We start from the raw sequence: 23,489 nt of genomic DNA on the forward strand, positions 1-23,489 counted from the left end.
ATGAAGATCAAGAAGGGCGACCTGGTCCAGGTCATCACCGGCAAGGACAAGGGCAAGCAGGGCAAGGTCATTGCCGCTTACCCGCGCGACGAGCGTGTCCTGGTCGAGGGTGTCAACCGGGTCAAGAAGCACACCAAGGCCGGTCCGACCGCTCGCGGTTCGCAGGCCGGCGGCATCGTCACGACCGAGGCGCCGATCCACGTCTCCAACGTCCAGCTGGTCGTTGAGAAGGACGGCAACAAGGTCGTCACGCGTGTCGGTTACCGCTTCGACGACGAAGGCAACAAGATCCGCGTTGCCAAGCGGACGGGTGAGGACATCTGATGGCTACCACCACTGCTCCGCGTCTGAAGCTGAAGTACCGCGAGGAGATCGCGGGCAAGCTGCGTGACGAGTTCAAGTACGAGAACGTCATGCAGATCCCCGGTCTCGTCAAGATCGTGGTCAACATGGGTGTCGGCGACGCCGCCCGTGACTCGAAGCTGATCGAGGGCGCGATCCGCGACCTCACCACGATCACCGGTCAGAAGCCGGCCGTCACCAAGGCCCGCAAGTCCATCGCGCAGTTCAAGCTGCGTGAGGGTCAGCCGATCGGTGCCCACGTCACGCTCCGTGGCGACCGCATGTGGGAGTTCCTGGACCGCACCCTGTCGCTCGCGCTCCCGCGCATCCGCGACTTCCGCGGCCTGTCCCCCAAGCAGTTCGACGGCCGTGGCAACTACACCTTCGGTCTCACGGAGCAGGTCATGTTCCACGAGATCGACCAGGACAAGATCGACCGTACCCGGGGTATGGACATCACCGTGGTGACCACGGCGACCAACGACGCTGAGGGCCGCGCGCTCCTTCGTCACCTCGGCTTCCCGTTCAAGGAGGCGTGAGCGAGATGGCGAAGAAGGCTCTGATTGCCAAGGCCGCCCGCAAGCCCAAGTTCGGTGTGCGTGGCTACACGCGCTGCCAGCGCTGCGGCCGTCCGCACTCCGTGTACCGCAAGTTCGGCCTGTGCCGCGTGTGCCTTCGTGAGATGGCTCACCGTGGCGAGCTGCCGGGCGTGACCAAGAGCTCCTGGTAATCCCCGCTTTTAGGGATTCCAGAGGCTCTCGGTAAGCAATGGGCGTGTCAGGCGCCCGCCCCTTCATGGCTTAGGCTTGGAGGGTTGGGCGCCTGACGGTCGCCCGTACGACTTACTACGCCGTAGGTCCACCGCGCCGCACCCGTCCCGTCTCGGATCGGGGAGAGGGATGGCGCACCAGGAAACCCCGGCGAGAGAGGCCGAAGGCCAATTCATGACCATGACTGATCCGATCGCAGACATGCTGACGCGTCTGCGGAACGCGAACTCGGCGTACCACGACTCCGTGACGATGCCGGCGTCCAAGATCAAGTCTCACATCGCGGAGATCCTCCAGCAGGAGGGCTTCATCACGGGCTGGAAGGTCGAGGACGCCGAGGTCGGCAAGAACCTCGTCCTGGACCTGAAGTTCGGTCCCAACCGTGAGCGCTCCATCGCGGGCATCAAGCGGATCTCCAAGCCCGGTCTCCGGGTGTACGCGAAGTCCACCAACCTGCCGAAGGTGCTCGGCGGCCTGGGCGTGGCGATCATCTCCACGTCGCACGGGCTCCTCACCGACAAGCAGGCCGGCAAGAAGGGCGTAGGCGGAGAAGTCCTCGCCTACGTCTGGTAGCAGAAGGGAACGGAGGAAACAGCTATGTCGCGCATCGGCAAGCTCCCCATCGCGGTTCCCGCCGGCGTGGACGTCACCATCGACGGCCGCACGGTGAAGGTCAAGGGCCCCAAGGGCGAGCTGACCCACACCGTCGTGGCTCCGATCGACATCGCCAAGGGCGAGGACGGCACTCTCGCGGTGACCCGCCCCAACGACGAGCGTCAGAGCAAGGCCCTGCACGGCCTGTCCCGCACGCTGGTGGCGAACATGATCACCGGCGTGACCCAGGGTTACGTGAAGAAGCTCGAAATCAGCGGTGTCGGTTACCGCGTGACCGCCAAGGGCTCGAACCTCGAGTTCGCGCTCGGTTACAGCCACCCGATCCTGGTCGAGGCCCCCGAGGGCATCACCTTCAAGGTCGAGGCTCCGACCCGTTTCTCGGTCGAGGGCATCGACAAGCAGAAGGTCGGCGAGGTCGCGGCCAACATCCGCAAGCTGCGCAAGCCCGACCCGTACAAGGCCAAGGGCGTCAAGTACGAGGGCGAAGTCATCCGCCGCAAGGTCGGAAAGGCGGGTAAGTAAGCCATGGCATACGGGCAGAAGATCCTCAAGGGCGACGCCTACAAGCGCGCCGCGATCAAGCGCCGTCACATCCGGATCCGCAAGCGGATCGCCGGTACGGCGGAGCGTCCCCGTCTGGTCGTGACCCGCTCCAACCGCCACATCGTGGCGCAGGTGATCGACGACCTGAAGGGCCACACCCTGGCCTCCGCGTCCACCCTGGACGCGTCGGTGCGTGGTGGCGAGGGCGACAAGTCCGCGCAGGCCAAGCAGGTCGGCGCCCTGGTCGCCGAGCGTGCCAAGGCCGCCGGTGTCGAGGCCGTGGTGTTCGACCGTGGTGGCAACCAGTACGCCGGGCGCATCGCCGCCCTGGCGGACGCCGCCCGCGAAGCCGGGCTCAAGTTCTGAGCCGCTTGTAGCTAGCGGAAAGAGAGAGGTAATCCAATGGCTGGACCCCAGCGCCGCGGTGGCGGTGCCGGTGGCGGCGAGCGGCGGGACCGGAAGGGCCGTGACGGCGGCGCTGCTGCCGCCGAGAAGACCGCGTACGTTGAGCGCGTTGTCGCGATCAACCGCGTCGCCAAGGTTGTGAAGGGTGGTCGTCGCTTCAGCTTCACCGCGCTGGTCGTGGTGGGCGACGGTGACGGCACCGTGGGTGTCGGTTACGGCAAGGCCAAGGAGGTGCCGGCCGCCATCGCCAAGGGCGTTGAGGAGGCCAAGAAGCACTTCTTCAAGGTCCCCCGTATCCAGGGCACCATCCCGCACCCGATCCAGGGTGAGAAGGCTGCCGGCGTCGTGCTGCTCAAGCCCGCGTCCCCCGGTACCGGTGTTATCGCCGGTGGCCCGGTGCGTGCCGTGCTCGAGTGCGCCGGTATCCACGACGTGCTGTCGAAGTCGCTCGGCTCCGACAACGCGATCAACATCGTGCACGCGACCGTGGAGGCCCTGAAGGGCCTGCAGCGTCCCGAGGAGATCGCGGCCCGCCGTGGTCTGCCGCTCGAGGACGTCGCCCCCGCGGCTCTTCTCCGTGCGCGTGCCGGGGCGGGTGTGTGATCATGGCGCAGCTCAAGATCACGCAGGTCAAGTCCTACATCGGCAGCAAGCAGAACCACCGTGACACCCTGCGTTCCCTTGGCCTCAAGGGCATCAACACGCAGGTCGTCAAGGAGGACCGCCCCGAGTTCCGCGGCATGGTGCACACCGTCCGCCACCTCGTGACGGTCGAGGAGGTCGACTGATCATGGCGGAGAACAACCCGCTCAAGATCCACAACCTCCGTCCGGCCCCCGGCGCCAAGACCGCCAAGACCCGTGTCGGTCGTGGTGAGGCGTCGAAGGGTAAGACGGCCGGTCGTGGTACCAAGGGTACGAAGGCCCGTTACCAGGTTCCGGAGCGCTTCGAGGGTGGCCAGATGCCGCTCCACATGCGTCTTCCGAAGCTGAAGGGCTTCAAGAACCCGTTCAAGACCGAGTACCAGGTCGTGAACCTCGAGAAGCTGGCCGCGCTGTACCCGGAGGGTGGCGAGGTCACCGTCGAGGGTCTCGTCGCCAAGGGTGCCGTTCGCAAGAACAGCCTCGTCAAGGTGCTCGGCCAGGGTGAGGTCTCCGTGGCGCTGCAGGTGACGGTCGACGCCGTCTCCGGCTCCGCCAAGGAGAAGATCACCGCCGCCGGCGGCACCGTCACCGAGCTCGTCTGATCGTTTCGGACGTCTCGATGACGTAAGCGAATCCCGACCGGGGATACCTCACAATGGGGTATCCCCGGTTGGTCGTTCCTAGGGGGGCAGTGCGGCCGGTAAGGTGGCCAGCACTGTTCTTTTTCCCATTCGTCGAACCTCAAGACCGTCACCCTTGACGCACTTGCGCGGGGGTCGCAGGAGGCACCGTGCTCACCGCGTTCGCCCGGGCGTTCAGGACGCCCGACCTGCGCAAGAAGCTGCTCTTCACGCTGGGCATCATCGTGGTCTACCGGGTCGGTACGCACATCCCGATCCCGGGTGTGAACTACACGTCGGTGCAGCAGTGCGTGAAGGAGGCCTCTGGCAACCAGGGTCTCTTCGGCATGATCAACATGTTCAGCGGCGGCGCGCTGCTGCAGATCACGATCTTCGCGCTGGGCATCATGCCGTACATCACGGCCAGCATCATCCTTCAGCTGCTGACCGTGGTCATCCCGCGCCTGGAGGCCCTGAAGAAGGAGGGCCAGGCCGGTACGACGAAGATCACGCAGTACACCCGGTACCTGACCGTGGCCCTCGCCATCCTCCAGGGCACCGGCCTGGTCGCCACCGCCCGCAGCGGCGCGCTCTTCAACGGCTGCTCGGTCGCGTCGAGCATCGTCCCGGACCAGTCGATCTTCACGACGATCACGATGGTCGTCTGCATGACCGCCGGCACGGCCGTCGTCATGTGGCTCGGCGAGCTGATCACCGACCGCGGCATCGGCAACGGCATGTCGATCCTGATGTTCATCTCGATCGCCGCGACCTTCCCGTCCGCGCTGTGGGCCATCAAGAAGCAGGGCACGCTGGCCGACGGCTGGATCGAGTTCGGTTCGGTCATCGCGATCGGCCTGGTCATGGTCGGTCTCGTGGTCTTCGTCGAGCAGGCCCAGCGCCGCATCCCGGTGCAGTACGCGAAGCGCATGATCGGCCGTCGTTCCTACGGTGGTACGTCCACGTACATCCCGCTCAAGGTGAACCAAGCGGGTGTGATCCCCGTCATCTTCGCCTCGTCGCTGCTGTACATCCCGGCTCTCGTGGCGCAGTTCGCGGGCGGCAACTCGGGCTGGAAGAGCTGGATCGAGCAGAACCTGACCAAGCAGGGCGACAGTCCCACGTACATCACCCTGTACTTCCTGCTCATCGTTTTCTTCGCGTTCTTCTACGTGGCGATCTCCTTCAACCCCGAGGAAGTCGCCGACAACATGAAGAAGTATGGTGGCTTCATCCCGGGCATCCGGGCTGGCCGACCGACCGCTGAGTACCTGTCGTACGTGCTCAACCGGATCACCTGGCCGGGTTCGCTGTATTTGGGGCTGATCGCTCTCGTACCGACAGTGGCGTTGGTCGGCTTCGGGGCGAGCCAGAACTTCCCGTTCGGCGGGACCAGCATCCTCATCATCGTGGGTGTCGGTCTCGAGACGGTGAAGCAGATCGAGAGCCAGCTCCAGCAGCGCAATTACGAAGGGTTCCTCCGCTGATGCGTATCGTCCTCGTCGGGCCGCCGGGTGCCGGTAAGGGAACGCAGGCCGTCCGCCTCGCCGAGATGCTGGGCATTCCGCACATCTCCACGGGCGACCTGTTCCGCGCCAACATCAGTAAGCAGACCGAGCTCGGCAAGCTTGCCAAGTCCTACATGGACGCCGGTGACCTCGTACCCGACGAGGTCACCATCGCCATGGCCAAGGACCGCATGGAGCAGCCGGACGCGGCGAACGGCTTCCTGCTGGACGGGTTCCCGCGCAACGTCTCGCAGGCCGAGGCGCTGGACCGGCTGCTGAGCGACGAGGGCATCGAGCTGGACGCCGTCCTGGACCTGGAGGTCCCGGAGGAGGAGGTCGTCAAGCGGATCGCCGGCCGGCGCGTCTGCCGCAACGACTCGTCGCACGTCTTCCACGTGACGTACAGCCCGCCGAAGCAGGAAGGCGTGTGCGACATCTGCGGCGGCGAGCTGTACCAGCGTGACGACGACTCCGAGGACACCGTCCGCACCCGGCTGGAGGTCTACCACACGCAGACCGAGCCGATCATCGACTACTACAAGGCGCAGGGGCTGGTCGTGACGATCTCCGCCCTGGGCCCGGTGGACGAGATCACCAAGCGGGCGCTGGAGGCGCTGAAGCGCGAGAAGGCCGAGAACAACTAGATCGCGGTTCTTCCGGCCGCGGCGCCCTCCCCGGACCACCTCCGGGAACTCCAGGGCGCCGCGGCCGTACTGTTGTACAGACAACCCAGTCGACGCGAGTGATGGAGAGCGCAGGCCACCCATGGTGCAGATCAAGACCCCCGAGCAGATCGCCACGATGCGGGCGGCGGGCCTGGTCGTGGCGGCGATCCACGCGGCCACCCGCGAGGCGGCGGTCCCCGGCGCCAGCACCAAGGACCTGGACGAGGTGGCCCGCAAGGTCCTCGCCGAGCACGGCGCCAAGCCGAACTTCCTCGGGTACGGCGGTTTCCCCGCCACGATCTGCACCTCCGTCAACGAGGTGGTCGTCCACGGCATCCCGTCGGAGGACGTCGTCCTCAAGGACGGCGACATCATCTCCATCGACTGCGGCGCGATCGTCGACGGCTGGCACGGGGACGCGGCCTACACCGCCTTCGTGGGCTCCGGACACGCTCCGGAGCTGATCGAGCTCTCCCGGGTGACCGAGGAGTCGATGTGGGCCGGCATCGCGGCGATGAAGCAGGGCAGCCGCCTGGTCGACGTCTCCCGGGCCATCGAGACCTACATCCGCCGCCAGCCGAAGCCGGGCGGCGGCCGCTACGGCATCATCGAGGACTACGGCGGCCACGGCATCGGCACCGAGATGCACATGGACCCGCACCTGCTGAACTACGTCGACCGGCGGCGGGGCAAGGGGCCGAAGCTGGTGCCCGGGTTCTGCCTGGCCATCGAGCCGATGGTGTCGCTGGGGACGCCCCGCACCGAGGTCCTCCAGGACGACTGGACGGTCATCACGACGGACGGCACCTGGTCCTCGCACTGGGAGCACAGCGTTGCGCTGACCGAAGAGGGTCCGCTGGTGCTGACGGCTCCGGACGGTGGCAAGGCCAAGCTGGCCGAGCTGGGGATCACGGCTGCGCCGGATCCGCTCGGCTGAGCATTTCGTTACTCCGCGGCCCGGTGGGGCTGGTCGCGCAGTTCCTCCCCCAGCCTTCGGCCGGGGGTACCCCCAGCGCCCCTGAAGGGGCGCTCCATGCGGGGCGCTCCAAAGGTGCGCGCTTAATGATCTGGCTTCTGGGGCAGGCTTTCCCGATTCGTCTTTCCGGGTGCGCTGACGTAGACTGACTCGTCGGCTCTCGTGCATCCGCATGTCCGCATGCGCCCGTGAGGTATCCCAAGCGGGAAGCGTGAGAGTCGATCAAGGTAGTCGATTCGAAGGGCGAAGCGTGGCCAAGAAGCAAGGTGCCATCGAGATCGAGGGCACTGTCGTCGAGTCTCTTCCGAACGCCATGTTCAAGGTCGAGCTCCAGAACGGCCACCAGGTCCTGGCACACATCAGCGGCAAGATGCGTATGCACTACATCCGCATCCTCCCTGACGACCGGGTCGTGGTGGAGCTGTCTCCGTACGACCTGACGCGTGGCCGGATCGTCTACCGATACAAGTAGATCTTGCCCACGTCCCGCGCGAGCGGGGCCGCCGGCAACTGACCCGGAGAACCTCAATCCCATGAAGGTCAAGCCGAGCGTCAAGAAGATCTGCGACAAGTGCAGGGTGATCCGCCGTCACGGTCGGGTCATGGTCATCTGCGAGAACCCGCGCCACAAGCAGCGCCAGGGCTGACGCACGACCGATCCCTCTGCATCCATCGCAGAGATTCGCGCGACGCAAGCTGAACATGTTCATACGCAGAACCCAGGTGCCACGGCGCCTGACACCCCCGGTTCGGAGGCCGGGGACCCAGTTCGTACCTGACACGGCGGCTGGGAACCGGTTCTGCGGAAGACCTCCGAAGATCACCAGGAGCCATTGAATGGCACGCGTTTCCGGTGTTGACATCCCGCGCGAAAAGCGCGTGGAGGTCGCGCTCACCTACGTGTTCGGCATCGGCCGGACACTCTCGCAGCAGACGCTGGCCGAGACCGGCATCGACCCGAACACCCGCGTTCGCGACCTGACCGAAGAGCAGCTGGTCGCCATCCGCGAGTACGTCGACAACAACATCAAGACCGAGGGTGACCTCCGTCGCGAGATCCAGGCCGACATCCGCCGCAAGGTCGAGATCGGCTGCTACCAGGGTCTGCGTCACCGTCGCGGTCTGCCCGTCCGCGGTCAGCGCACCAGCACCAACGCCCGCACCCGCAAGGGCCCGCGTCGCGCCATCGCCGGCAAGAAGAAGCCGGGCAAGAAGTAGTCCGCAGCGGACAACGCTTCATCAGCGGTCTTCGCTGTAGGACCGACCACCTCCCCGTAGGAGTTACTAGATGCCCCCCAAGGGTCGTCAGGGCGCTGCCAAGAAGGTGCGCCGCAAGGAAAAGAAGAACGTCGCTCACGGCCACGCGCACATCAAGAGCACGTTCAACAACACGATCGTCTCCATCACGGACCCGTCCGGCAACGTGATCTCCTGGGCCTCCGCCGGCCACGTCGGCTTCAAGGGCTCCCGGAAGTCCACGCCGTTCGCCGCGCAGATGGCCGCCGAGTCGGCTGCCCGCCGCGCCCAGGAGCACGGCATGCGCAAGGTCGACGTGTTCGTGAAGGGCCCGGGTTCCGGTCGTGAGACCGCGATCCGCTCCCTGCAGGCCACGGGCCTCGAGGTCGGCTCCATCCAGGACGTCACCCCGACCCCGCACAACGGCTGCCGTCCGCCGAAGCGCCGTCGCGTCTGACCTCGCTTCGCAGGGCTGCTCGGGCGGTACGGCTCCGTAAGGGTCGTGCCGCCCGTACTCTTGCAGTACCCGCACTCTTATGGGTGCGGTTCCGTCGGGCGTCAAATAGCGGGCGTCCACGAAAGAAGGATCTGATCCACACATGCTGATCGCTCAGCGTCCCTCGTTGACCGAAGAGGTCGTCGACGAGTTCCGCTCCCGGTTCGTGATCGAGCCGCTGGAGCCGGGCTTCGGCTACACCCTCGGCAACTCCCTCCGCCGTACCCTCCTGTCCTCGATCCCCGGCGCGGCTGTCACGTCGATCCGGATCGACGGCGTGCTGCACGAGTTCACCACCGTGCCGGGCGTCAAGGAGGACGTCACCGACCTGATCCTCAACATCAAGCAGCTGGTCGTCTCCTCGGAGCACGACGAGCCGGTCGTGATGTACCTGCGCAAGCAGGGCCCGGGTCTGGTCACCGCCGCCGACATCGCGCCCCCGGCCGGTGTCGAGGTGCACAACCCCGACCTCGTCCTCGCCACGCTCAACGGCAAGGGCAAGCTGGAGATGGAGCTGACGGTCGAGCGCGGCCGCGGTTACGTCTCCGCCGTGCAGAACAAGCAGGTGGGCCAGGAGATCGGCCGTATCCCGGTCGACTCCATCTACTCGCCGGTGCTCAAGGTCACGTACAAGGTCGAGGCGACCCGTGTCGAGCAGCGCACCGACTTCGACAAGCTGATCGTCGACGTCGAGACCAAGCAGGCCATGCGGCCGCGTGACGCCATGGCGTCGGCCGGTAAGACCCTGGTCGAGCTGTTCGGTCTGGCGCGCGAGCTCAACATCGACGCCGAGGGCATCGACATGGGCCCGTCCCCCACGGACGCCGCCCTGGCCGCCGACCTCGCGCTGCCGATCGAGGAGCTGGAGCTCACGGTCCGCTCCTACAACTGCCTCAAGCGTGAGGGCATCCACTCCGTGGGTGAGCTCGTGGCGCGCTCCGAGGCGGACCTCCTGGACATCCGCAACTTCGGTGCGAAGTCCATCGACGAGGTCAAGGCGAAGCTGGCCGGCATGGGCCTGGCCCTCAAGGACAGCCCGCCCGGATTCGACCCCACCGCTGCGGCGGACGCGTTCGGCGCGGACGACGACGCGGATGCGGGCTTCGTGGAGACCGAGCAGTACTGAGCGCTCCGCGAGGAGGCCGGTTCTGCGGCTGCGGGCCCGCTGTGGCTGGTCGCGCAGTTCTCCGCGCCCTTTCGGGGGCGCGGACCCTCCGGGGTTGAAAAGAACCCCGGATCTCCGACGGGCGACCGCCCGCTCGGATACTGACCTCGGTACCTGACACGGCCGGGGCAGACACACAGGAGAAGAACCATGCCGAAGCCCACCAAGGGTGCCCGTCTGGGCGGCAGCGCCGCGCACGAGAAGCTGCTCCTCGCGAACCTCGCGAAGTCGCTCTTCGAGCACGGTCGTATCACCACCACCGAGGCGAAGGCCCGCCGCCTGCGCCCGTACGCCGAGCGTCTGGTCACCAAGGCGAAGAGGGGCGACCTTCACAACCGCCGTCAGGTGCTCCAGGTCATCACGGACAAGAGCATCGTGCACACGCTCTTCACCGAGATCGGCCCGCGGTACGAGAACCGCCCGGGTGGCTACACCCGCATCACCAAGATCGGTAACCGCCGTGGCGACAACGCGCCCATGGCTGTCATCGAGCTGGTGGAGGCGCTGACCGTCGCCCAGCAGGCGACCGGTGAGGCCGAGGCCGCGACGAAGCGTGCGGTCAAGGAGGCCGAGGAGGCCAAGGTCGAGGAGACCAAGGCCGACGAGGCTCCGGCCGACGAGGCTGCCGAGGAGTCCAAGGAGGCGTAAGCGTCCTTTGGCTGCGACGCCGTCGTGGTTGCTCGCGCAGTTCCCCGCGCCCCTTACGGGGCGCGTCAGTGGGCCCGTTCCTTTCGAGGGGCGGGCCCGCTTTCTTGCCCTGAGAGGATTCTCCTGTGAGTGACGAAGTTCAGCCCGGCCATGTGCGCATCCGTCTCGACCTGTCCTACGACGGCACCCACTTCCACGGCTGGGCCAAGCAGGCAGGCGGGAAGCGGACCGTGCAGGGGGAGATCGAGGACGCGCTGCGGGTCGTCACGCGGTCGCAGGACACGGTGTACGAGCTGACCGTGGCCGGGCGGACGGATGCCGGGGTGCATGCGCGGGGGCAGGTGGCGCATGTCGATCTGCCGGCCGGGGTGTGGGAGGAACAGCGGGACAAACTGCTGAAGCGGCTCGCGGGGCGGCTGCCGAAGGACGTGCGGGTGTGGTCGGTCGGCGAGGCGCCGGCCGGGTTCAACGCGCGGTTCGCGGCGCTGTGGCGGCGGTACGTGTACCGGATCGGGGACCGGCCGGGAGGCGTGGACCCGCTGCTGCGCAACCACGTGCTGTGGCACGACTGGGAGCTGGACGTCGATGTCATGGACTCCGCCGCGAAGTCGCTGGTGGGGGAGCACGACTTCGCCGCCTACGCGAAGAAGCGCGAAGGGGCGACGACCATCCGGGAGATCCTCGGCTTCGGAGTGAGTCGGCGCGGCGACGGGGTCGTCGAGATCGAGGTCCGGGCCGATGCCTTCTGCCACAACCAGGTGCGGTCCATGGTCGGCGCGCTGCTGTTCGTGGGGGACGGGCACCGGGGCGCGGAGTGGCCGCGGAAGGTGCTGGACGCGGGGGTGCGGGACAGCGCCGTGCATGTCGTACGGCCGCACGGGCTGACCCTGGAGGAGGTCGCGTACCCGGCGGCCGACCAGCTGCTGGAGAGGCAGCGGCAGGCTCGCCGGATACGGGTGCGGACGGTCTGAGGGGTCAGCCGGCGAGGGCCTTCCTGAACGTCGGCTCCAGGAAGGGTTCGAGCGACTTCGCGTAACCGCCGGTCATGTGGCTGTTGTCCCAGTAGACGACGTGCCCGCCGATCACCGCCGGGCAGTAGCCGTTCGCGCAGAAGGCCGGGAGCGGGTTGATTACCGTAGCCCCGTACTCTTCGGCGACCTCGCGTTCCAGGTTGCGGAAGTCGGGCAGGTCGACGGCGGTCTCGGACTTCAGGGTGCACTCGGCCGGGTTGGCCGAGTGCACCGCCAGGCAGTCCGGGACGTTGAAGGTCGGCTTCGGGGTGTCAGCAAGGTAGACCAGATTCGAGCCCATGGCCTTGAGCTTCTTGAACGTGTCCTCGGCGCCGGCGCGCACGGTGGTGTACTGCACGCGGTTGGCCACCACGATGACGTCGGGCTTGAGCTTCTTGATGTAGGCGAGGGCGGTTTTGCGCCACGCCGGGCACTCCGTGTACTCGCGCCCCAGGTCCTCACGCGTGATCTTGTAGACCTCGGGGGAGCAGCCGCTCTTGATGACGGTGACGACCTTGACGTGCAGCTTGAGGCCGAGGGTGTTGAAGGCGTTGCCCCACTGGTAGGCGTGCGAGTCGCCGAGCAGCACCATGGTCCGCTTCGACGTCCTGTCGCCGATCACGCAGTCGTCGTGCGGGGTGAAGCTGGTGACCAGCAGCTGGTCGATGCAGCCGTAGTCGCCCCGGTCGTTCGGGGACTTCAGCAGGGTGCTCTCACTGACCTTGGGGGCGCTGCGCTCGTTCACCGCCTGCTCCACGGACTTGGTGCCGTCGAACCCGGTGAGGGCGGCGGCGGTGCCCGCGGTGCCGAAGGACAGGTTGAGCGGGACCTGGAGCGCGACCACCATGGCGACGGCGGAGGTGGCCGTGATGGTGCCGCCGGTGAGGATGCCCCGCCAGGGGCGGACGACCAGCTTCACGTTCTCCCGGAACCGCTTCTCGACGATGTAGTGCGTCGCGATGGCGATGAGGAAGGACAGGACCGCCACCCGGAAGCGGTCGGAGTAGCCGAACTCCCAGCTGATCATGTGCGGCCAGAGGATCAGCAGCGGCCAGTGCCACAGGTACCAGCCGTAGCTGACCTTGCCGACGAAGTCGAAGACGGGGTTGTCGAGGACCCGCTCCACCCCGAGGCGTGGGTTGGCACAGCCGCCGGCGATGATCAGCCACGCGCCGAGCACGGGACCGAGGACGGCGTACCCCGGCAGTGGCGTGTTCTCCGTGATGAGCAGGCCGGTGACCAGCGTGGTGGCCAGGCCCAGCCAGGAGACGACCGCGGCCAGTCCCCGCGGCATGCGGGAGATCACGGGGGCCCAGAGCGCGAGCAGGACACCGAAGGCGAGTTCCCAGATGCGGGACTGGGTGCCGAAGTAGGCCAGCGGCTGGTTGGGGGTGGTCTCGGTGTAGCCCAGGTAGAACGAGCCGCCCACGACGGCCATCAGGACCACGCCGACCAGGATGCGGTTGCGGCGGAACACGAGCCGGCTGATCCAGGCCACCACGACGAGCACGATCGGGGTGGCGAGGTAGAACTGCTCCTCGATGCCCAGTGACCAGAAGTGCTGGTACGGCGACTGGCCGCCGTCGTTGGCGAAGTAGTCGGTGCCGTTCTCGGCCAGCCGCCAGTTGATGACGCTCAGTGACGCGGCGAGGCCGTCGTCCATGTAGCTGCGGAAGCTGAACGGGCTGGCGTAGAGCCAGGACAGGATGCCGGTGGCGACGATGGTGAGGGCGGCGCCCGGTGCCAGGCGGCGGAAGCGGCGGGCCCAGAACTTGCTGAGGGACACCTTGCCGGTCTTGTCGATCTCGGCGAGCAGCTGGCTGCCGATGAGGAAGCCGCTGAGCACGAAGCTGACGTCCACGCCGCCGTGCATGTCGAGGATCCCGGTGTGCATGCAGACGACCATGATGATGGCGACGGCACGCAGGCCCTGGATGTCCGGCCGGTACTTGCGAAGGCGCTCTGTCTCCGCGGCCGTTGAACGATGGCTGGTCACGTCTCTCCAGTAATCCAGTAACTGTCCGGGCCGGCGGCTTCAGTGGACCGTCGGGCAGGCGGCAGCCGTACCGCTGACGCGCACGCCCTGGGCGGGGATGCGGATGCCGCACGACAGCCGCAGCTGGGCGGGCAGTTCGTTCTGGGCGCCGACGTGGGTGTGGCAGCCCACAACAACCTCACGAAGGATCGATTCGCTGCCGATCGAGGAGTCGTGGTCCACCACGGACTCGTGCACCCGGGCGCCCTCGGCGACGGTGACGTTGGCGCCGATGATGGAGCGGTCGACGACCACGTTCGGACCGATGACGGCATGAGGGCCGACCGTCGAGCCGCCGGTCACGCGTGCGGTCGGGGCCACCACGGCGGTGGGGTCGATCAGGGCCTCGGCCGCAGGTCCCAGCAGGGGCGAGGCCGCCCTGCCGGTGATCAGGTCGGCGGAGCCGTGCACGAAGGCGAGCGGGGTGCCGAGGTCGCGCCAGTAGTCGGCGGTGGTGTGGCCGAAGACCCGCCCGCCGCCCGCGACGAGCCGGGGGAAGGTCTCCTGCTCGACGGAGACCTCCCGGTCGCCGGGGATGGCGTCCAGGACGGACCGGCGGAAGACGTAGCAGCCCGCGTTGATCTGGTCGGTGACGCACTCCTCCGGCGTCTTCGGCTTCTCCAGGAAGGAGAGCACCCGGCCCGCCTCGTCGGTGGGTACCAGGCCGAAGGCGCGCGGGTCGGCGACGCGGGTGAGGTGCAGTGTCACGTCCGCGTCCCGGGCCTCGTGGTGCGCCAGCAGGCCGCCCAGGTCGACGCCGGACAGGATGTCGCCGTTGAGGACGAGGACCGGGGCGTCCGGCGCGTCGCCGCGCAGCAGCCGTCCGGCGTTGCGGATCGCCCCGCCCGTGCCGAGGGGGATCTCCTCCACGGCGTACGAGATCGCAAGGTCCTGGGAGAAGTCCTTGAACTCCTCCTCGAAGAGGCTCGCGAGGTATGAGGTGGCGAAGACCACGTGCTCGACGCCGGCTGCCGTCAGCTTGGCGATCTGGTGCCGGATGAAGGAGGCACCCGCGACCCGGAGCAGCGGCTTGGGAGTGTGGTTGGTCAGCGGTCGCAGGCGGGTTCCCTTGCCGCCCACGAGGATGATGGCTTCCTGCATGATTCCTCGCTCGGTCAGCTCGTGGTGCCGGTGCCGGGGCCCGCGTAGTCGGAGGCGAAACAGGTCTTGATGGCCTTCTCGCTGAGGGGGCGGCCCGCGAAGTCGAGCCGGGAGGCGGTCTTGTCGTCCGGCGGCGTGTTCGGGTCGTCCTCGAAGTGGATCGACCACCAGTACACGCCCTGCATGTGCCGCTCCTGGACGACCTGGCAGACGGCCGTGTACCAGTTGGCCTGCACCTTCGTGTTGACCTTGCGGTGGCTGTAGAAGTCGCCCGGGGCGTGGTAGGCCCCGTTCATGGCACCGATGCCGGACTCGGAGACCAGGATGTTCGGCAGCGAGCCCGTCGCCTTCCTGTCCAGCCACTTGTCCCAGCCGTCGACCAGGTCCTTGACGGGCGCGGTGTCCGGCACCTTGACGGGGAAGTAGGCGTCGACGCCGAGGTAGTTGACCGGCATGTTGATGCGGCCGGTGACGTAGTTGTCCCAGTTGGCGTCGTAGGCGATCTCGCCGGAGAAAGTCTTCTCGGCGGAGTCGACCAGGGTGTTCCAGCCCGGGTCGCCCTCCAGGGAGTTGAGCTCGGTGCCGATCACGAAGGTGTTCGTCTTCGCCGCGTCGGCGGCTTCGAGGTAGGGCGTGACGAGCTTCTTGTACGAGGCGAACCAGGCGGAGCGGGAGGCGGGCTCGACGTCACCGCGCCAGCCGTCCTCGGGCTTCAGGGACGACTCGTCCATGATCGGTCGCAGCCGGGTGCGGAAACCGGCGTCCTTGAACACCTTCAGGACCCGCTCCAGCCGCTGCGGCGTCGGGGTCTTGGCGCCGGCCCACACCTCGTCGGACGTGCCGTTCTTGGTGTAGAAGGGGAAGGAGACGGAGACCGAGTTGGCACCCAGCCCGATCAGGTACCGGGCCTGCTTCTGGGCCTGCTTCTCGATGAAGCCGTCGGACAGGCTCTTCCTGTCGTCCTCCCAGTAGATCTGCACGCCCCACTGCGGCATGCCCGCCTTCCAGGGCTTGGCGACCTGGAGGGTGTCGGCGGCCGCGGAGGGGGAGGCGGATGTCGTACCGGGGCGGGTGCCGTCGCCGGAGGTGGTGGACTCGTCGGAGTCGCCTAGGACGAGGCGGGGCAGGGTCGAGCCCGCTTCCCAGCGCACCGGGTGGTCGCCGAGGACGAACGGGGTGCCCAGCACGACGGTGAGGACGGTCACCGGGAAGATGGCGAGCAGGGGCAGTCGCGAACGCATGTCAGTGGTTGTCTTCCGGGAGGTCAGGCGGGCTTGGCGATCACGACGAACTTGTTCTCCTCGCGCCGGACGAACTTCAGGAAGCCCTTGAAGCCGCCGAGCCCTTCCAGCACGGAGAAGACGGGGATGCAGGCGACCACGACGATCGGCTCCCACCACTTGCGCCGGCCGCTGAGCGAGGCGAGGGCGTTCAGCCGCAGGCCCTCCCAGTACGTCCAGATCACGTAGGCGAAGTTCAGGGCCCAGAGGAGGATGATCGACTGGGTCACCGGTGAGGTGTTCATGTCGTTGAACAGCCAGCCCACGAGGAGCACGGCGCCGATGTGCTGGAGCGGGCCGAGGATCCAGGTGGCCACGCAGATCGACAGGAACCAGCGGTAGCGCAGCGGCACCTTGCGGTTGAAGCAGAGGGCCACCAGGCCCCAGGCCCAGCGTTCGCGCTGTTTGATGAAGTCGGCCGCGTTGGCGGGCGAGGCGCCGTAGCAGCGGCCGTTGAACCAGTCGCTGCGGCCCGGGTACTTGCGGCAGAAGGTCAGGGCGAGCCGGGCGTCCTCGACGATCTCCTTGGGACCGAAGTCCCAGCCGATCTCCGCCTCGATGGACGCGCGTAGCACAAGCAGCTCGCCGTGTACACCGGCTGCGGGGGTGCCAAGGCCGGTCAGGGCCCGGAAGCGGGCGATGTCGTCGGCGGGGCGCACCGCGTCGGCGAGCCAGGTGAAGAGGCTGACCGCGTTCTCGCGGGGGTAGGTCAGGATGCCCTGGGCCATGTGCTTGGCCTCGTCGGGGTGGGCGCGGCGCTGCCGGTTGATGAACTGGGCGAGCGAGGCCGCGGTGTCCGGGCCGACGCCGGTGTCGTCGTCCATGTGCAGCACCCAGACGTATTCCAGGGCCTCGCCCTCTGCGATGCGCAGCTCGTGGGCGTAGTGGTTGGCGCGGGCCTTGAAGCGGGTGCCGTTGGCCGGGACGTAGTCCTTGGGCACGGTGATCACCCGGATCAGCGGGTGGGAGTCGGCGAGCCGGTCGATGTCCGCCGCCGCCTCGCAGCCCTCCTCGGTGAGGATGTCGACCCGCATGTAGGGGAAGTACTCGGGCAGGTGCTCCACGTAGGAGAGGATCGAGCGTTCCAGGGCCGGGTAGGTGTCGTGGCGGCCGATGGTCGGGCACAGCGCGATCAGGAAGTCCTGCTCGGCCGGGGCGGGCGGGGTCATGAGGTCGCTCTTGCGGACCCGGCGGCGGATCAGCAGGGCGCCCTGGAGACCGATCAGCACACCGGCCGCCGGCAGGGACCAGACGATCGTCAGGATCCAGCTCATCAGTGAGGAGCTGGGCCGGTAGGACCACAGGCCGAAGACGACCAGCAGGACGAACGGCAGCAGGAACGGCAGGATGCCGGGTTTCCACGAGGCGGTGCGTTTGGCCAGCTTCGCGCTGTGTCGCGAATACGGGGTTCCCCCGTCGACCACTGTCGATGCCATGCGGCTACATGCTCTTCCGTGAGATCGGTGGGTGCCGGACGGCATGGCTCGGTAACGGGTGCGGTGACACGAGAAACCTCGTTTCGCCGGTCCCGTTCCGGGCCGTGATGTTTGCCCCCCAGCGCCTTCTTCGGCGTTCTGCGGCCGGCTCAGATGCCCCCCCCGGGCGACCTGCGCCACCGGCCGTGCAAGAAAACAAATCCTGCCACGTAAGAATCGGCCATGAAACACATGTGAGCAAGATGTAGTAGGAAAGTAATAAAGCTACGTCTTGTGTAACGAGGCCCAATCGAAACCGGAATGCTTATCTCCGGCGCCCGTTATGACCTGATGAGACGAATAAGTCTCCTTCACGTCTTCTGGGGTGTTTTTTCCGCTCGGACTGGAGACGTTTGCGAAGGTCAGGGCCTGCCCCCACACCGTCCAGAGCACCCACGGGGTGTCCGAAAGCGTTCGGTGCTGTGCGGAGCCGAGCGGAACGTAGAAGGACTCGGCCAGGGCGCGGGGACGGTCGTAGCGCTCGAGGCCCCGGTGCCAGACCTGGGTCCAGGGCCCGCCGTGGAACGGCCGCCGCGGGGTGTCGCTGTAGTCGTCCACGCCCACGACGTCGACGTACCGCCCGCCCGGGTAGTAGGCGCCGGGCTGCCGGGCGAAGGTGCCCTCCCAGGCGCTGGGGGCCCAGACGAAGAGCAGGTTGTGCAGGCCGCGGCTGTTCACGAGGTAGTCGTATGTGACATACCACAGCTTCCGGTACGCCGCCGGGTCCTGCCCCGCCCACCAGAACCCGTGGCCCGGACGCGCGTTCATCTCGTGGTACGGCCGCAGCAGCACCGGCACCCCGTGCTCGGCCAGGTACCCCAGATGGTCGGCCAGATAGCCGAGGTCGAGCAGCAGGGCCTGGTGCTCGGCGGTGCCCGGGGTGACCACCCGGCCGAACCAGCCGCTGTCCCGGGCCGCGGGCGAGTTCTGGTACCGGGTCTGCTCGAAGCCCTTGAGGGTGCTGCCCGGGTAGGGCTGGTGGAAGGAGAAGCCGACGATGCCCGCCGGGCCGCCCCCGTTCTGCGGCAGGCTCACCCGGGTCCCGGAGGCGCAGTCGAGGTGCGTGCCCGAGGGGTGGTACGACCCGTCCGCCGGCCGTGGCAGCCCCGCCCACACCCCGAGCGCCAGGTCCACCGCGTCGTCGACGTACCCCCAGCACCTGCGGCAGCTCGGCCACGAGGAGCGGGAGTAGGAGCGCGGCTCGCCCACCGCCCAGCCCGGCTGCCCGTACCCCGGCCCAAGGTCGACCTCCACGAATCCCGGGAAGCTGCCGGTGATGTCGTGGGCCTTCTTGTAGTAGTAGCCGGGCTGCTTGGTGCCCCGGTAGTCGCCGTACGACGCGTTGTAGCGCTCGTTGTGCAGCTCGACGTGCTGACCGATGACCGTCCGCGTCGGCTCGCCGCGCCGCGCCCGGTTCTCCAGGCCGGCGAGCAGGGCGTAGACCCGGCGGGCGGCGGGCGTCGCCTCGGGATCGCGGTTGCGTAGTTCGGTGGGGACGGGCCGGGGGGTGCGCGTCGTGTCCTCGGTGTCCCGCCAGGCCCACCACACGGCCGGCGGGCCCAGCAGCGCGGCTGCGGCGCCTGCCCCTATGAGCCCGACCCGTCTCCGCATGCGCATGACCGCCGCCCGCCCCCGTTTCTCTCCCCGACCGGCACCCGGCCCTGGCGAAACCATTCTGCCCCGCCTCGGGCAGCGCCCCGGCGGGAGCGCGGGGAACTGGCTTCCAGCCGCGACGGCGCCGCAGTCGGCAGACGGTACGGCACATCGCGGTACTTCCGGCGGAGCGCTCAGGTGGGCCCCACGATGAGCCAGGCGACGGCCGAGGTGTCGCCGGCCACCCACTTGACGGATGGACGTGCCGACAGTGCGTCCTGCGACGTGGGCCACGGCGGCCGGGGTGCCGCCGGGTGCCTGCGCAGTGGGGTGGATGCGGCTCACGCCCGCGCCGGAGACGGCCGCCGCCGAGGCGGGCCGCGCCGGTGAGCGGTCTGCGTCTGGACGTGTCCGTCATGAGTCCCGAGGGCCCCGGCGACCGAAGATGTCCTTGATCACCCGCCGGGTACGGGGGAGACTCTCACGCGCCGTGCGGGCAGGTCACCGGTCGGCCGCCGCCGACGCCTGGGACTCGCCGCGGCGGTGGATCTGGCGGAAGGTGAACTCCGCCAGGTCGTCGCCGGCCTGGAAGACCTTGGTGTCCTTGGTGGTGACGTCCTTGCCGTTCAGGAAGCCGGCGGTGGTGAAGTACGCGTAGCGGCCGTACGAATTGGTCGTCGTACGGCAGACGCCGGAATCGCAGAAGGTCTTGACGCCGGAGCCGGCCAGGGCGGTCACGAAGCCCTTCTTGTCGGCGTCGGTCTTGGCCTTGCCCGCCTGCGCCTCGGTGTTGAAGACGGCTACCCCGACCGTCACCGCGACGCCGTCCTTGAAGTAGGTGACCCGTAGCAGGCGGGTGCAGCCGTCCTTGTCGAGGACGGCAGGCAGGGAGCCCTTGGCGGCCGTGGCGCACTTCTTCGTGTCGGCCGTGGCGCCCTTCTTGTAGACCGTCTCGCCCATGGTCAGCTGGGTGCCCGGGAAGAGGGTCGCGGCGCTCAGCGGGGCCGTGTCCTTCTGCACGCTCGATATGAACTCCTCCGGGTCCAGCGGCGGCGGCGCGCTGGTCGGAGCGAAGGACGGCACCGAGCCGGCCGTGTCGCTGGGCAGCGAGGCGCTGGCCGGCAGGTTGCTGGGCGTGCCGGAGGCCTTGTTGTCGCCGTTCGCGGACACCACGGCCATCGCGACGGCGGTGCCGATCGCCAGCGTGGCGACCACGCCACCGCCGATGAACAGCACTCTGCGCCGCTTGTTCCGCGTCTCCGACGCCTCGGCGAGCGACGCCCAGTCCGGGGTCGGGCCGGCGCCGCTGCTCCAGGGCTGCTGAGACTGCGGTTTCCACGGATCCCACTGGGACTGAGGTCCCCCCTGCCCATAACTCATGGGGCGCATCTTAGACGGGGGCCGGGGGGTGCCGGTGCGACTGTACGAACGGAGACGGGGGACCTTCGGGGGGCTTTTGGGGGACCTTTGGGGGCAGGACGGCGCATCCTGGTACGGCCGTGCTCCCGGGATTTCCCGCCGCGGTCGGCGACGGCTCGTCCGGATGTCGGCGGGAGCTCGTTTTGACCCGTCCGGGGCCACCCTTGTACGCTTGCTCTTCGTTGTGTATTGGCCCGCTCATTCTCACGGGAGTGGCCTCTACCTAGGTTCCCTGGAGCAGTTACCAGTGGGCGGCATACGGGCAGCGTCCCCGGCATTGTCGTCCCCAGCTGCACGATCGCTTCAGTGATGCCATGTGTCAGCACCCATCCACTGAAGAAGAAGGCTGCGAAGTGCGTACGTACAGCCCCAAGCCCGGCGATGTGACTCGCCAGTGGCACGTCATTGACGCTCAGGACGTCGTCCTGGGCCGTCTCGCCACCACTGCCGCGACCCTTCTCCGCGGCAAGCACAAGCCGATCTACGCGCCGCACGTCGACGCTGGTGACTTCGTCATCATCATCAACGCCGACAAGGTGCACCTGTCCGGCAACAAGCGGACCCAGAAGATGGCGTACCGCCACTCCGGCTACCCGGGCGGTCTGCGCTCCGTCCGCTACGACGAGCTGCTGGACAAGAACCCCGAGAAGGCCATCGAGAAGGCCGTCAAGGGCATGCTCCCCAAGAACACCCTGGGCCGTCAGATGCTCACCAAGCTGAAGGTGTACCGCGGCGAGAACCACCCGCACGCTGCCCAGCAGCCGGTTCCGTTCGAGATCACCCAGGTCGCGCAGTAATCCCGGCCACCCCCTAAGACTGAAGAGAATCTGAGGAGCATCGTGGCCGAGACCACTGCCGAGCAGCCGCTCGAAGAGCTTGACATCGACAGCTACACCACGGAGTCGGACGTCCCCGTCGAGGGCGAGTACACCTCCGAGTCCCTCGCGTCCCGCTTCGGCGACCCGCAGCCGGCCGCCGGCCTGGGCCGTCGCAAGAACGCCATCGCCCGCGTCCGGATCGTCCCGGGCACCGGCAAGTGGAAGATCAACGGCCGCACCCTCGAGGACTACTTCCCGAACAAGGTGCACCAGCAGGAAGTCAACGAGCCCTTCAAGGTGCTCGAGCTCGAGGGCCGTTACGACGTCGTCGCCCGCATCGCCGGTGGCGGTGTCTCCGGTCAGGCCGGTGCGCTCCGTCTCGGTGTCGCCCGCGCGCTGAACGAGGCCGACGTCGACAACAACCGCGGCCCGCTCAAGAAGGCCGGCTTCCTCAAGCGCGACGACCGCGCGGTCGAGCGCAAGAAGGCCGGTCTGAAGAAGGCCCGCAAGGCCCCGCAGTACAGCAAGCGCTAATCACCAGCTGCCTGCACGTACTCCGAACGCCCCGGCGGCACGCCACATGTGCCGTCGGGGCGTTCGTTTATCCCGGTCAAGGGCGTATAACGACACAAGACGCTCAAAGGCTGGTGTGATCGCATGACTTAGCGCCTGCCATCATTTCCTGGCAGCAAGGACGCTTCTTCAGGAGGACAAGTGGGACGACTCTTCGGCACGGACGGCGTGCGCGGTGTCGCCAACGCGGACCTGACCGCCGAGATGGCGCTCGGCCTGTCCGTCGCGGCGGCGCACGTGCTGGCCGAGGCGGGCACGTTCGAGGGCCACCGGCCGACGGCGGTCGTCGGACGGGATCCGCGCGCGTCCGGGGAGTTCCTGGAGGCCGCCGTGGTCGCGGGCCTGGCCAGCGCCGGCGTCGACGTCCTGAGCGTGGGCGTCCTCCCGACACCGGCGGTCGCGTTCCTGACCGGCGCGCTCGGCGCCGATCTCGGCGTCATGCTCTCCGCCAGCCACAACGCCATGCCCGACAACGGCATCAAGTTCTTCGCCCGCGGCGGCCACAAGCTCGCCGACGAGCTGGAGGACCGGATCGAGGCGGTGTACGAGTCCCACCGGCACGGCGAGCCGTGGGAACGGCCGACCGGCGCGGGCGTGGGCCGGCTGCGGTCGTACGACGAGGGCTTCGAGCAGTACCTCGGCCACCTCCTGTCGGTCCTGCCCAACCGGCTCGACGGGCTGAAGGTCGTCCTGGACGAGGCGCACGGCGCGGCCGCGGGGGTCTCGCCGGAGGCGTTCCGCCGGGCCGGCGCAGAGATCGTCACCATCGGCGCGGAGCCGGACGGGCTCAACATCAACGACGGCTGCGGCTCGACCCACCTCGGCAAGCTCAAGGCCGCGGTCGTCGAGCACGGCGCGGACTTCGGCATCGCGCACGACGGGGACGCGGACCGCTGCCTCGCCGTCGACCACACCGGCGAGGAGATCGACGGCGACCAGATCCTCGCGGTGCTCGCGCTCGCCATGCGCGAGCGCGGTGAGCTGCGCGCCGACACCGTCGTCGCCACCGTCATGTCCAACCTCGGCTTCAAGCTGGCGCTGGAGCGGGAGGGGCTGCACCTCGTGCAGACCGCGGTCGGCGACCGGTACGTGCTGGAGGAGATGAAGGAGCACGGCTACGCCCTCGGCGGCGAGCAGTCCGGCCACGTCATCATCCTCGACCACGCGACGACCGGCGACGGCACGCTGACCGGGCTGCTGCTGGCGGCGCGGGTCGCCGAGACCGGGCGGTCGCTGCGGGAGCTGGCGGGCGTGATGGAGCGGCTGCCGCAGGTGCTGATCAATGTGCCGGACGTCGACAAGTCGCGGGTGAGGACCTCCGGGGACCTGGCGGCGGCGGTCGCGGAGGCGGAGCGGGAGCTCGGGGAGACCGGGCGGGTGCTGCTTCGCCCTTCGGGCACGGAGCCGCTGGTACGGGTGATGGTCGAGGCGGCCGACATCGAGCAGGCCCGGTCGGTGGCGGGCCGGCTGGCCGACGCGGTGAAGTCGGCGCTGGGCTGAGCCTCAAGGCGTAGCAAAAAGTGCGCGCCCGATCACTGACTGTTTCTCTTGC

28 protein-coding genes are annotated in these 23,489 nt (G+C 68.0%); 22 read left to right on the forward strand and 6 right to left on the reverse strand.

Translation table 11 applies throughout. The annotated features are described in order from the left end of the window. The 19 genes from rplX to truA all read left to right on the forward strand — a co-directional run bounded on the left by rplX (position 1) and on the right by truA (position 11,604). On the forward strand, positions 1-324 hold the full coding sequence (rplX, locus tag ACFY0K_RS28865; RefSeq protein WP_053674523.1) for a 50S ribosomal protein L24: 324 nt from the start codon (positions 1-3) through the stop codon (positions 322-324). After that, a complete protein-coding gene (rplE, locus tag ACFY0K_RS28870; protein WP_093499638.1) occupies positions 324-881 on the forward strand; it encodes a 50S ribosomal protein L5 in 558 nt (185 codons plus the stop codon). Before rplX ends, rplE begins: the two co-directional genes overlap by 1 nt. 5 nt (positions 882-886) lie before the next feature. After that, a complete protein-coding gene (locus ACFY0K_RS28875) occupies positions 887-1,072 on the forward strand; it encodes a type Z 30S ribosomal protein S14 (protein ID WP_003948630.1) in 186 nt (61 codons plus the stop codon). 214 nt (positions 1,073-1,286) lie between these two features. Beyond that, positions 1,287-1,685, forward strand: a complete 399-nt coding sequence (gene rpsH, locus ACFY0K_RS28880; RefSeq protein ID WP_030420829.1) for a 30S ribosomal protein S8 — start codon at positions 1,287-1,289, stop codon at positions 1,683-1,685. Between the two features lie 24 nt (positions 1,686-1,709). After that, positions 1,710-2,249: a 50S ribosomal protein L6 gene (gene rplF, locus ACFY0K_RS28885; protein WP_046732374.1), complete on the forward strand. Its 540-nt coding sequence runs from the start codon at positions 1,710-1,712 to the stop codon at positions 2,247-2,249. A 3-nt stretch (positions 2,250-2,252) separates the two neighbouring features. After that, positions 2,253-2,636 (forward strand): 50S ribosomal protein L18, encoded by a 384-nt coding sequence (gene rplR / locus ACFY0K_RS28890; protein ID WP_030860987.1) that lies wholly within the window; start codon positions 2,253-2,255, stop codon positions 2,634-2,636. 36 nt (positions 2,637-2,672) lie between these two features. After that, positions 2,673-3,278, forward strand: a complete 606-nt coding sequence (gene rpsE, locus ACFY0K_RS28895) for a 30S ribosomal protein S5 (RefSeq protein WP_004984517.1) — start codon at positions 2,673-2,675, stop codon at positions 3,276-3,278. A 2-nt stretch (positions 3,279-3,280) separates the two neighbouring features. After that, on the forward strand, positions 3,281-3,463 hold the full coding sequence (gene rpmD / locus ACFY0K_RS28900; protein WP_003974250.1) for a 50S ribosomal protein L30: 183 nt from the start codon (positions 3,281-3,283) through the stop codon (positions 3,461-3,463). A 2-nt stretch (positions 3,464-3,465) separates the two neighbouring features. After that, a complete protein-coding gene (gene rplO / locus ACFY0K_RS28905) occupies positions 3,466-3,921 on the forward strand; it encodes a 50S ribosomal protein L15 (RefSeq protein WP_352359641.1) in 456 nt (151 codons plus the stop codon). A 188-nt stretch (positions 3,922-4,109) separates the two neighbouring features. After that, complete coding sequence (gene secY / locus ACFY0K_RS28910; RefSeq protein WP_351957586.1) at positions 4,110-5,426, forward strand: preprotein translocase subunit SecY; 1,317 nt, start codon at positions 4,110-4,112, stop codon at positions 5,424-5,426. After that, on the forward strand, positions 5,426-6,091 hold the full coding sequence (locus ACFY0K_RS28915) for an adenylate kinase (RefSeq protein WP_351957587.1): 666 nt from the start codon (positions 5,426-5,428) through the stop codon (positions 6,089-6,091). Before secY ends, ACFY0K_RS28915 begins: the two co-directional genes overlap by 1 nt. A 121-nt stretch (positions 6,092-6,212) precedes the next feature. Then, complete coding sequence (gene map / locus ACFY0K_RS28920) at positions 6,213-7,049, forward strand: type I methionyl aminopeptidase (RefSeq protein ID WP_351957588.1); 837 nt, start codon at positions 6,213-6,215, stop codon at positions 7,047-7,049. 289 nt (positions 7,050-7,338) lie between these two features. Further along, on the forward strand, positions 7,339-7,560 hold the full coding sequence (infA, locus tag ACFY0K_RS28925; RefSeq protein WP_003948620.1) for a translation initiation factor IF-1: 222 nt from the start codon (positions 7,339-7,341) through the stop codon (positions 7,558-7,560). A 61-nt stretch (positions 7,561-7,621) separates the two neighbouring features. After that, complete coding sequence (rpmJ, locus tag ACFY0K_RS28930; RefSeq protein ID WP_003998809.1) at positions 7,622-7,735, forward strand: 50S ribosomal protein L36; 114 nt, start codon at positions 7,622-7,624, stop codon at positions 7,733-7,735. Positions 7,736-7,925: 190 nt separating this feature from the next. Beyond that, positions 7,926-8,306 carry a 30S ribosomal protein S13 gene (rpsM, locus tag ACFY0K_RS28935; RefSeq protein WP_031167100.1) on the forward strand — a complete coding sequence of 127 codons (381 nt, stop codon included), beginning with the start codon at positions 7,926-7,928 and terminating at the stop codon, positions 8,304-8,306. A 70-nt stretch (positions 8,307-8,376) separates the two neighbouring features. Beyond that, positions 8,377-8,781, forward strand: a complete 405-nt coding sequence (rpsK, locus tag ACFY0K_RS28940; protein ID WP_003956432.1) for a 30S ribosomal protein S11 — start codon at positions 8,377-8,379, stop codon at positions 8,779-8,781. 142 nt (positions 8,782-8,923) lie between these two features. Beyond that, the gene (locus tag ACFY0K_RS28945) at positions 8,924-9,946 is read left to right on the forward strand and encodes a DNA-directed RNA polymerase subunit alpha (RefSeq protein WP_003966937.1); all 1,023 of its coding nucleotides are present in this window, start codon (positions 8,924-8,926) and stop codon (positions 9,944-9,946) included. Between the two features lie 189 nt (positions 9,947-10,135). After that, positions 10,136-10,633 (forward strand): 50S ribosomal protein L17, encoded by a 498-nt coding sequence (rplQ, locus tag ACFY0K_RS28950; protein ID WP_390642276.1) that lies wholly within the window; start codon positions 10,136-10,138, stop codon positions 10,631-10,633. Positions 10,634-10,758: 125 nt separating this feature from the next. Next, complete coding sequence (gene truA, locus ACFY0K_RS28955; protein WP_390642277.1) at positions 10,759-11,604, forward strand: tRNA pseudouridine(38-40) synthase TruA; 846 nt, start codon at positions 10,759-10,761, stop codon at positions 11,602-11,604. Positions 11,605-11,608: 4 nt separating this feature from the next. On the opposite strand, the gene ACFY0K_RS28960 is transcribed toward truA, so the two are convergent. The 6 genes from ACFY0K_RS28960 to ACFY0K_RS28985 all read right to left on the reverse strand — a co-directional run bounded on the left by ACFY0K_RS28960 (position 11,609) and on the right by ACFY0K_RS28985 (position 20,507). Beyond that, on the reverse strand, positions 11,609-13,639 hold the full coding sequence (locus tag ACFY0K_RS28960; protein ID WP_390642278.1) for an acyltransferase family protein: 2,031 nt from the start codon (positions 13,637-13,639) through the stop codon (positions 11,609-11,611). A 39-nt stretch (positions 13,640-13,678) separates the two neighbouring features. Beyond that, the gene (locus ACFY0K_RS28965) at positions 13,679-14,779 is read right to left on the reverse strand and encodes a sugar phosphate nucleotidyltransferase (RefSeq protein ID WP_390642279.1); all 1,101 of its coding nucleotides are present in this window, start codon (positions 14,777-14,779) and stop codon (positions 13,679-13,681) included. A 14-nt stretch (positions 14,780-14,793) separates the two neighbouring features. Beyond that, positions 14,794-16,020, reverse strand: coding sequence for a glycoside hydrolase family 113 (locus tag ACFY0K_RS28970; protein ID WP_390642280.1), 1,227 nt, complete (start codon positions 16,018-16,020; stop codon positions 14,794-14,796). Between the two features lie 23 nt (positions 16,021-16,043). Beyond that, positions 16,044-17,495 (reverse strand): glycosyltransferase family 2 protein, encoded by a 1,452-nt coding sequence (locus ACFY0K_RS28975; protein ID WP_390642281.1) that lies wholly within the window; start codon positions 17,493-17,495, stop codon positions 16,044-16,046. Between the two features lie 264 nt (positions 17,496-17,759). Further along, complete coding sequence (locus tag ACFY0K_RS28980) at positions 17,760-19,151, reverse strand: glycoside hydrolase family 26 protein (RefSeq protein WP_390642282.1); 1,392 nt, start codon at positions 19,149-19,151, stop codon at positions 17,760-17,762. Between the two features lie 477 nt (positions 19,152-19,628). Beyond that, positions 19,629-20,507: a hypothetical protein gene (locus tag ACFY0K_RS28985; RefSeq protein WP_390642283.1), complete on the reverse strand. Its 879-nt coding sequence runs from the start codon at positions 20,505-20,507 to the stop codon at positions 19,629-19,631. A gap of 392 nt (positions 20,508-20,899) precedes the next feature. Between ACFY0K_RS28985 and rplM the strand changes: the two genes are divergently transcribed. The 3 genes from rplM (at position 20,900) to glmM (ending at position 23,437) form a co-directional block, all read left to right on the forward strand. Continuing rightward, positions 20,900-21,343, forward strand: coding sequence for a 50S ribosomal protein L13 (gene rplM / locus ACFY0K_RS28990; RefSeq protein WP_351502660.1), 444 nt, complete (start codon positions 20,900-20,902; stop codon positions 21,341-21,343). 42 nt (positions 21,344-21,385) lie between these two features. Beyond that, a complete protein-coding gene (rpsI, locus tag ACFY0K_RS28995; RefSeq protein WP_093499626.1) occupies positions 21,386-21,898 on the forward strand; it encodes a 30S ribosomal protein S9 in 513 nt (170 codons plus the stop codon). 180 nt (positions 21,899-22,078) lie between these two features. Further along, positions 22,079-23,437 carry a phosphoglucosamine mutase gene (gene glmM / locus ACFY0K_RS29000; RefSeq protein ID WP_351957599.1) on the forward strand — a complete coding sequence of 453 codons (1,359 nt, stop codon included), beginning with the start codon at positions 22,079-22,081 and terminating at the stop codon, positions 23,435-23,437. Positions 23,438-23,489: the final 52 nt, after the last annotated feature.

It is taken from the genome of Streptomyces sp. NPDC001507 (genome assembly GCF_042894765.1).
Taxonomy (GTDB): domain Bacteria; phylum Actinomycetota; class Actinomycetes; order Streptomycetales; family Streptomycetaceae; genus Streptomyces.

What these genes read in the sequence shown, in the direction of transcription:
- rplX (WP_053674523.1), top strand. Translation starts at nt 1, where the DNA reads ATGAAGATCAAGAAGGGCGACCTGGTCCAGGTCATCACCGGCAAGGAC.
- rplE (WP_093499638.1), top strand. Translation starts at nt 324, where the DNA reads ATGGCTACCACCACTGCTCCGCGTCTGAAGCTGAAGTACCGCGAGGAG.
- ACFY0K_RS28875 (WP_003948630.1), top strand. Translation starts at nt 887, where the DNA reads ATGGCGAAGAAGGCTCTGATTGCCAAGGCCGCCCGCAAGCCCAAGTTC.
- rpsH (WP_030420829.1), top strand. Translation starts at nt 1,287, where the DNA reads ATGACCATGACTGATCCGATCGCAGACATGCTGACGCGTCTGCGGAAC.
- rplF (WP_046732374.1), top strand. Translation starts at nt 1,710, where the DNA reads ATGTCGCGCATCGGCAAGCTCCCCATCGCGGTTCCCGCCGGCGTGGAC.
- rplR (WP_030860987.1), top strand. Translation starts at nt 2,253, where the DNA reads ATGGCATACGGGCAGAAGATCCTCAAGGGCGACGCCTACAAGCGCGCC.
- rpsE (WP_004984517.1), top strand. Translation starts at nt 2,673, where the DNA reads ATGGCTGGACCCCAGCGCCGCGGTGGCGGTGCCGGTGGCGGCGAGCGG.
- rpmD (WP_003974250.1), top strand. Translation starts at nt 3,281, where the DNA reads ATGGCGCAGCTCAAGATCACGCAGGTCAAGTCCTACATCGGCAGCAAG.
- rplO (WP_352359641.1), top strand. Translation starts at nt 3,466, where the DNA reads ATGGCGGAGAACAACCCGCTCAAGATCCACAACCTCCGTCCGGCCCCC.
- ACFY0K_RS28915 (WP_351957587.1), top strand. Translation starts at nt 5,426, where the DNA reads ATGCGTATCGTCCTCGTCGGGCCGCCGGGTGCCGGTAAGGGAACGCAG.
- map (WP_351957588.1), top strand. Translation starts at nt 6,213, where the DNA reads ATGGTGCAGATCAAGACCCCCGAGCAGATCGCCACGATGCGGGCGGCG.
- rpmJ (WP_003998809.1), top strand. Translation starts at nt 7,622, where the DNA reads ATGAAGGTCAAGCCGAGCGTCAAGAAGATCTGCGACAAGTGCAGGGTG.
- rpsM (WP_031167100.1), top strand. Translation starts at nt 7,926, where the DNA reads ATGGCACGCGTTTCCGGTGTTGACATCCCGCGCGAAAAGCGCGTGGAG.
- rpsK (WP_003956432.1), top strand. Translation starts at nt 8,377, where the DNA reads ATGCCCCCCAAGGGTCGTCAGGGCGCTGCCAAGAAGGTGCGCCGCAAG.
- ACFY0K_RS28945 (WP_003966937.1), top strand. Translation starts at nt 8,924, where the DNA reads ATGCTGATCGCTCAGCGTCCCTCGTTGACCGAAGAGGTCGTCGACGAG.
- rplQ (WP_390642276.1), top strand. Translation starts at nt 10,136, where the DNA reads ATGCCGAAGCCCACCAAGGGTGCCCGTCTGGGCGGCAGCGCCGCGCAC.
- ACFY0K_RS28965 (WP_390642279.1), bottom strand. Translation starts at nt 14,779, where the DNA reads ATGCAGGAAGCCATCATCCTCGTGGGCGGCAAGGGAACCCGCCTGCGA.
- ACFY0K_RS28970 (WP_390642280.1), bottom strand. Translation starts at nt 16,020, where the DNA reads ATGCGTTCGCGACTGCCCCTGCTCGCCATCTTCCCGGTGACCGTCCTC.
- ACFY0K_RS28975 (WP_390642281.1), bottom strand. Translation starts at nt 17,495, where the DNA reads ATGGCATCGACAGTGGTCGACGGGGGAACCCCGTATTCGCGACACAGC.
- ACFY0K_RS28980 (WP_390642282.1), bottom strand. Translation starts at nt 19,151, where the DNA reads ATGCGCATGCGGAGACGGGTCGGGCTCATAGGGGCAGGCGCCGCAGCC.
- ACFY0K_RS28985 (WP_390642283.1), bottom strand. Translation starts at nt 20,507, where the DNA reads ATGAGTTATGGGCAGGGGGGACCTCAGTCCCAGTGGGATCCGTGGAAA.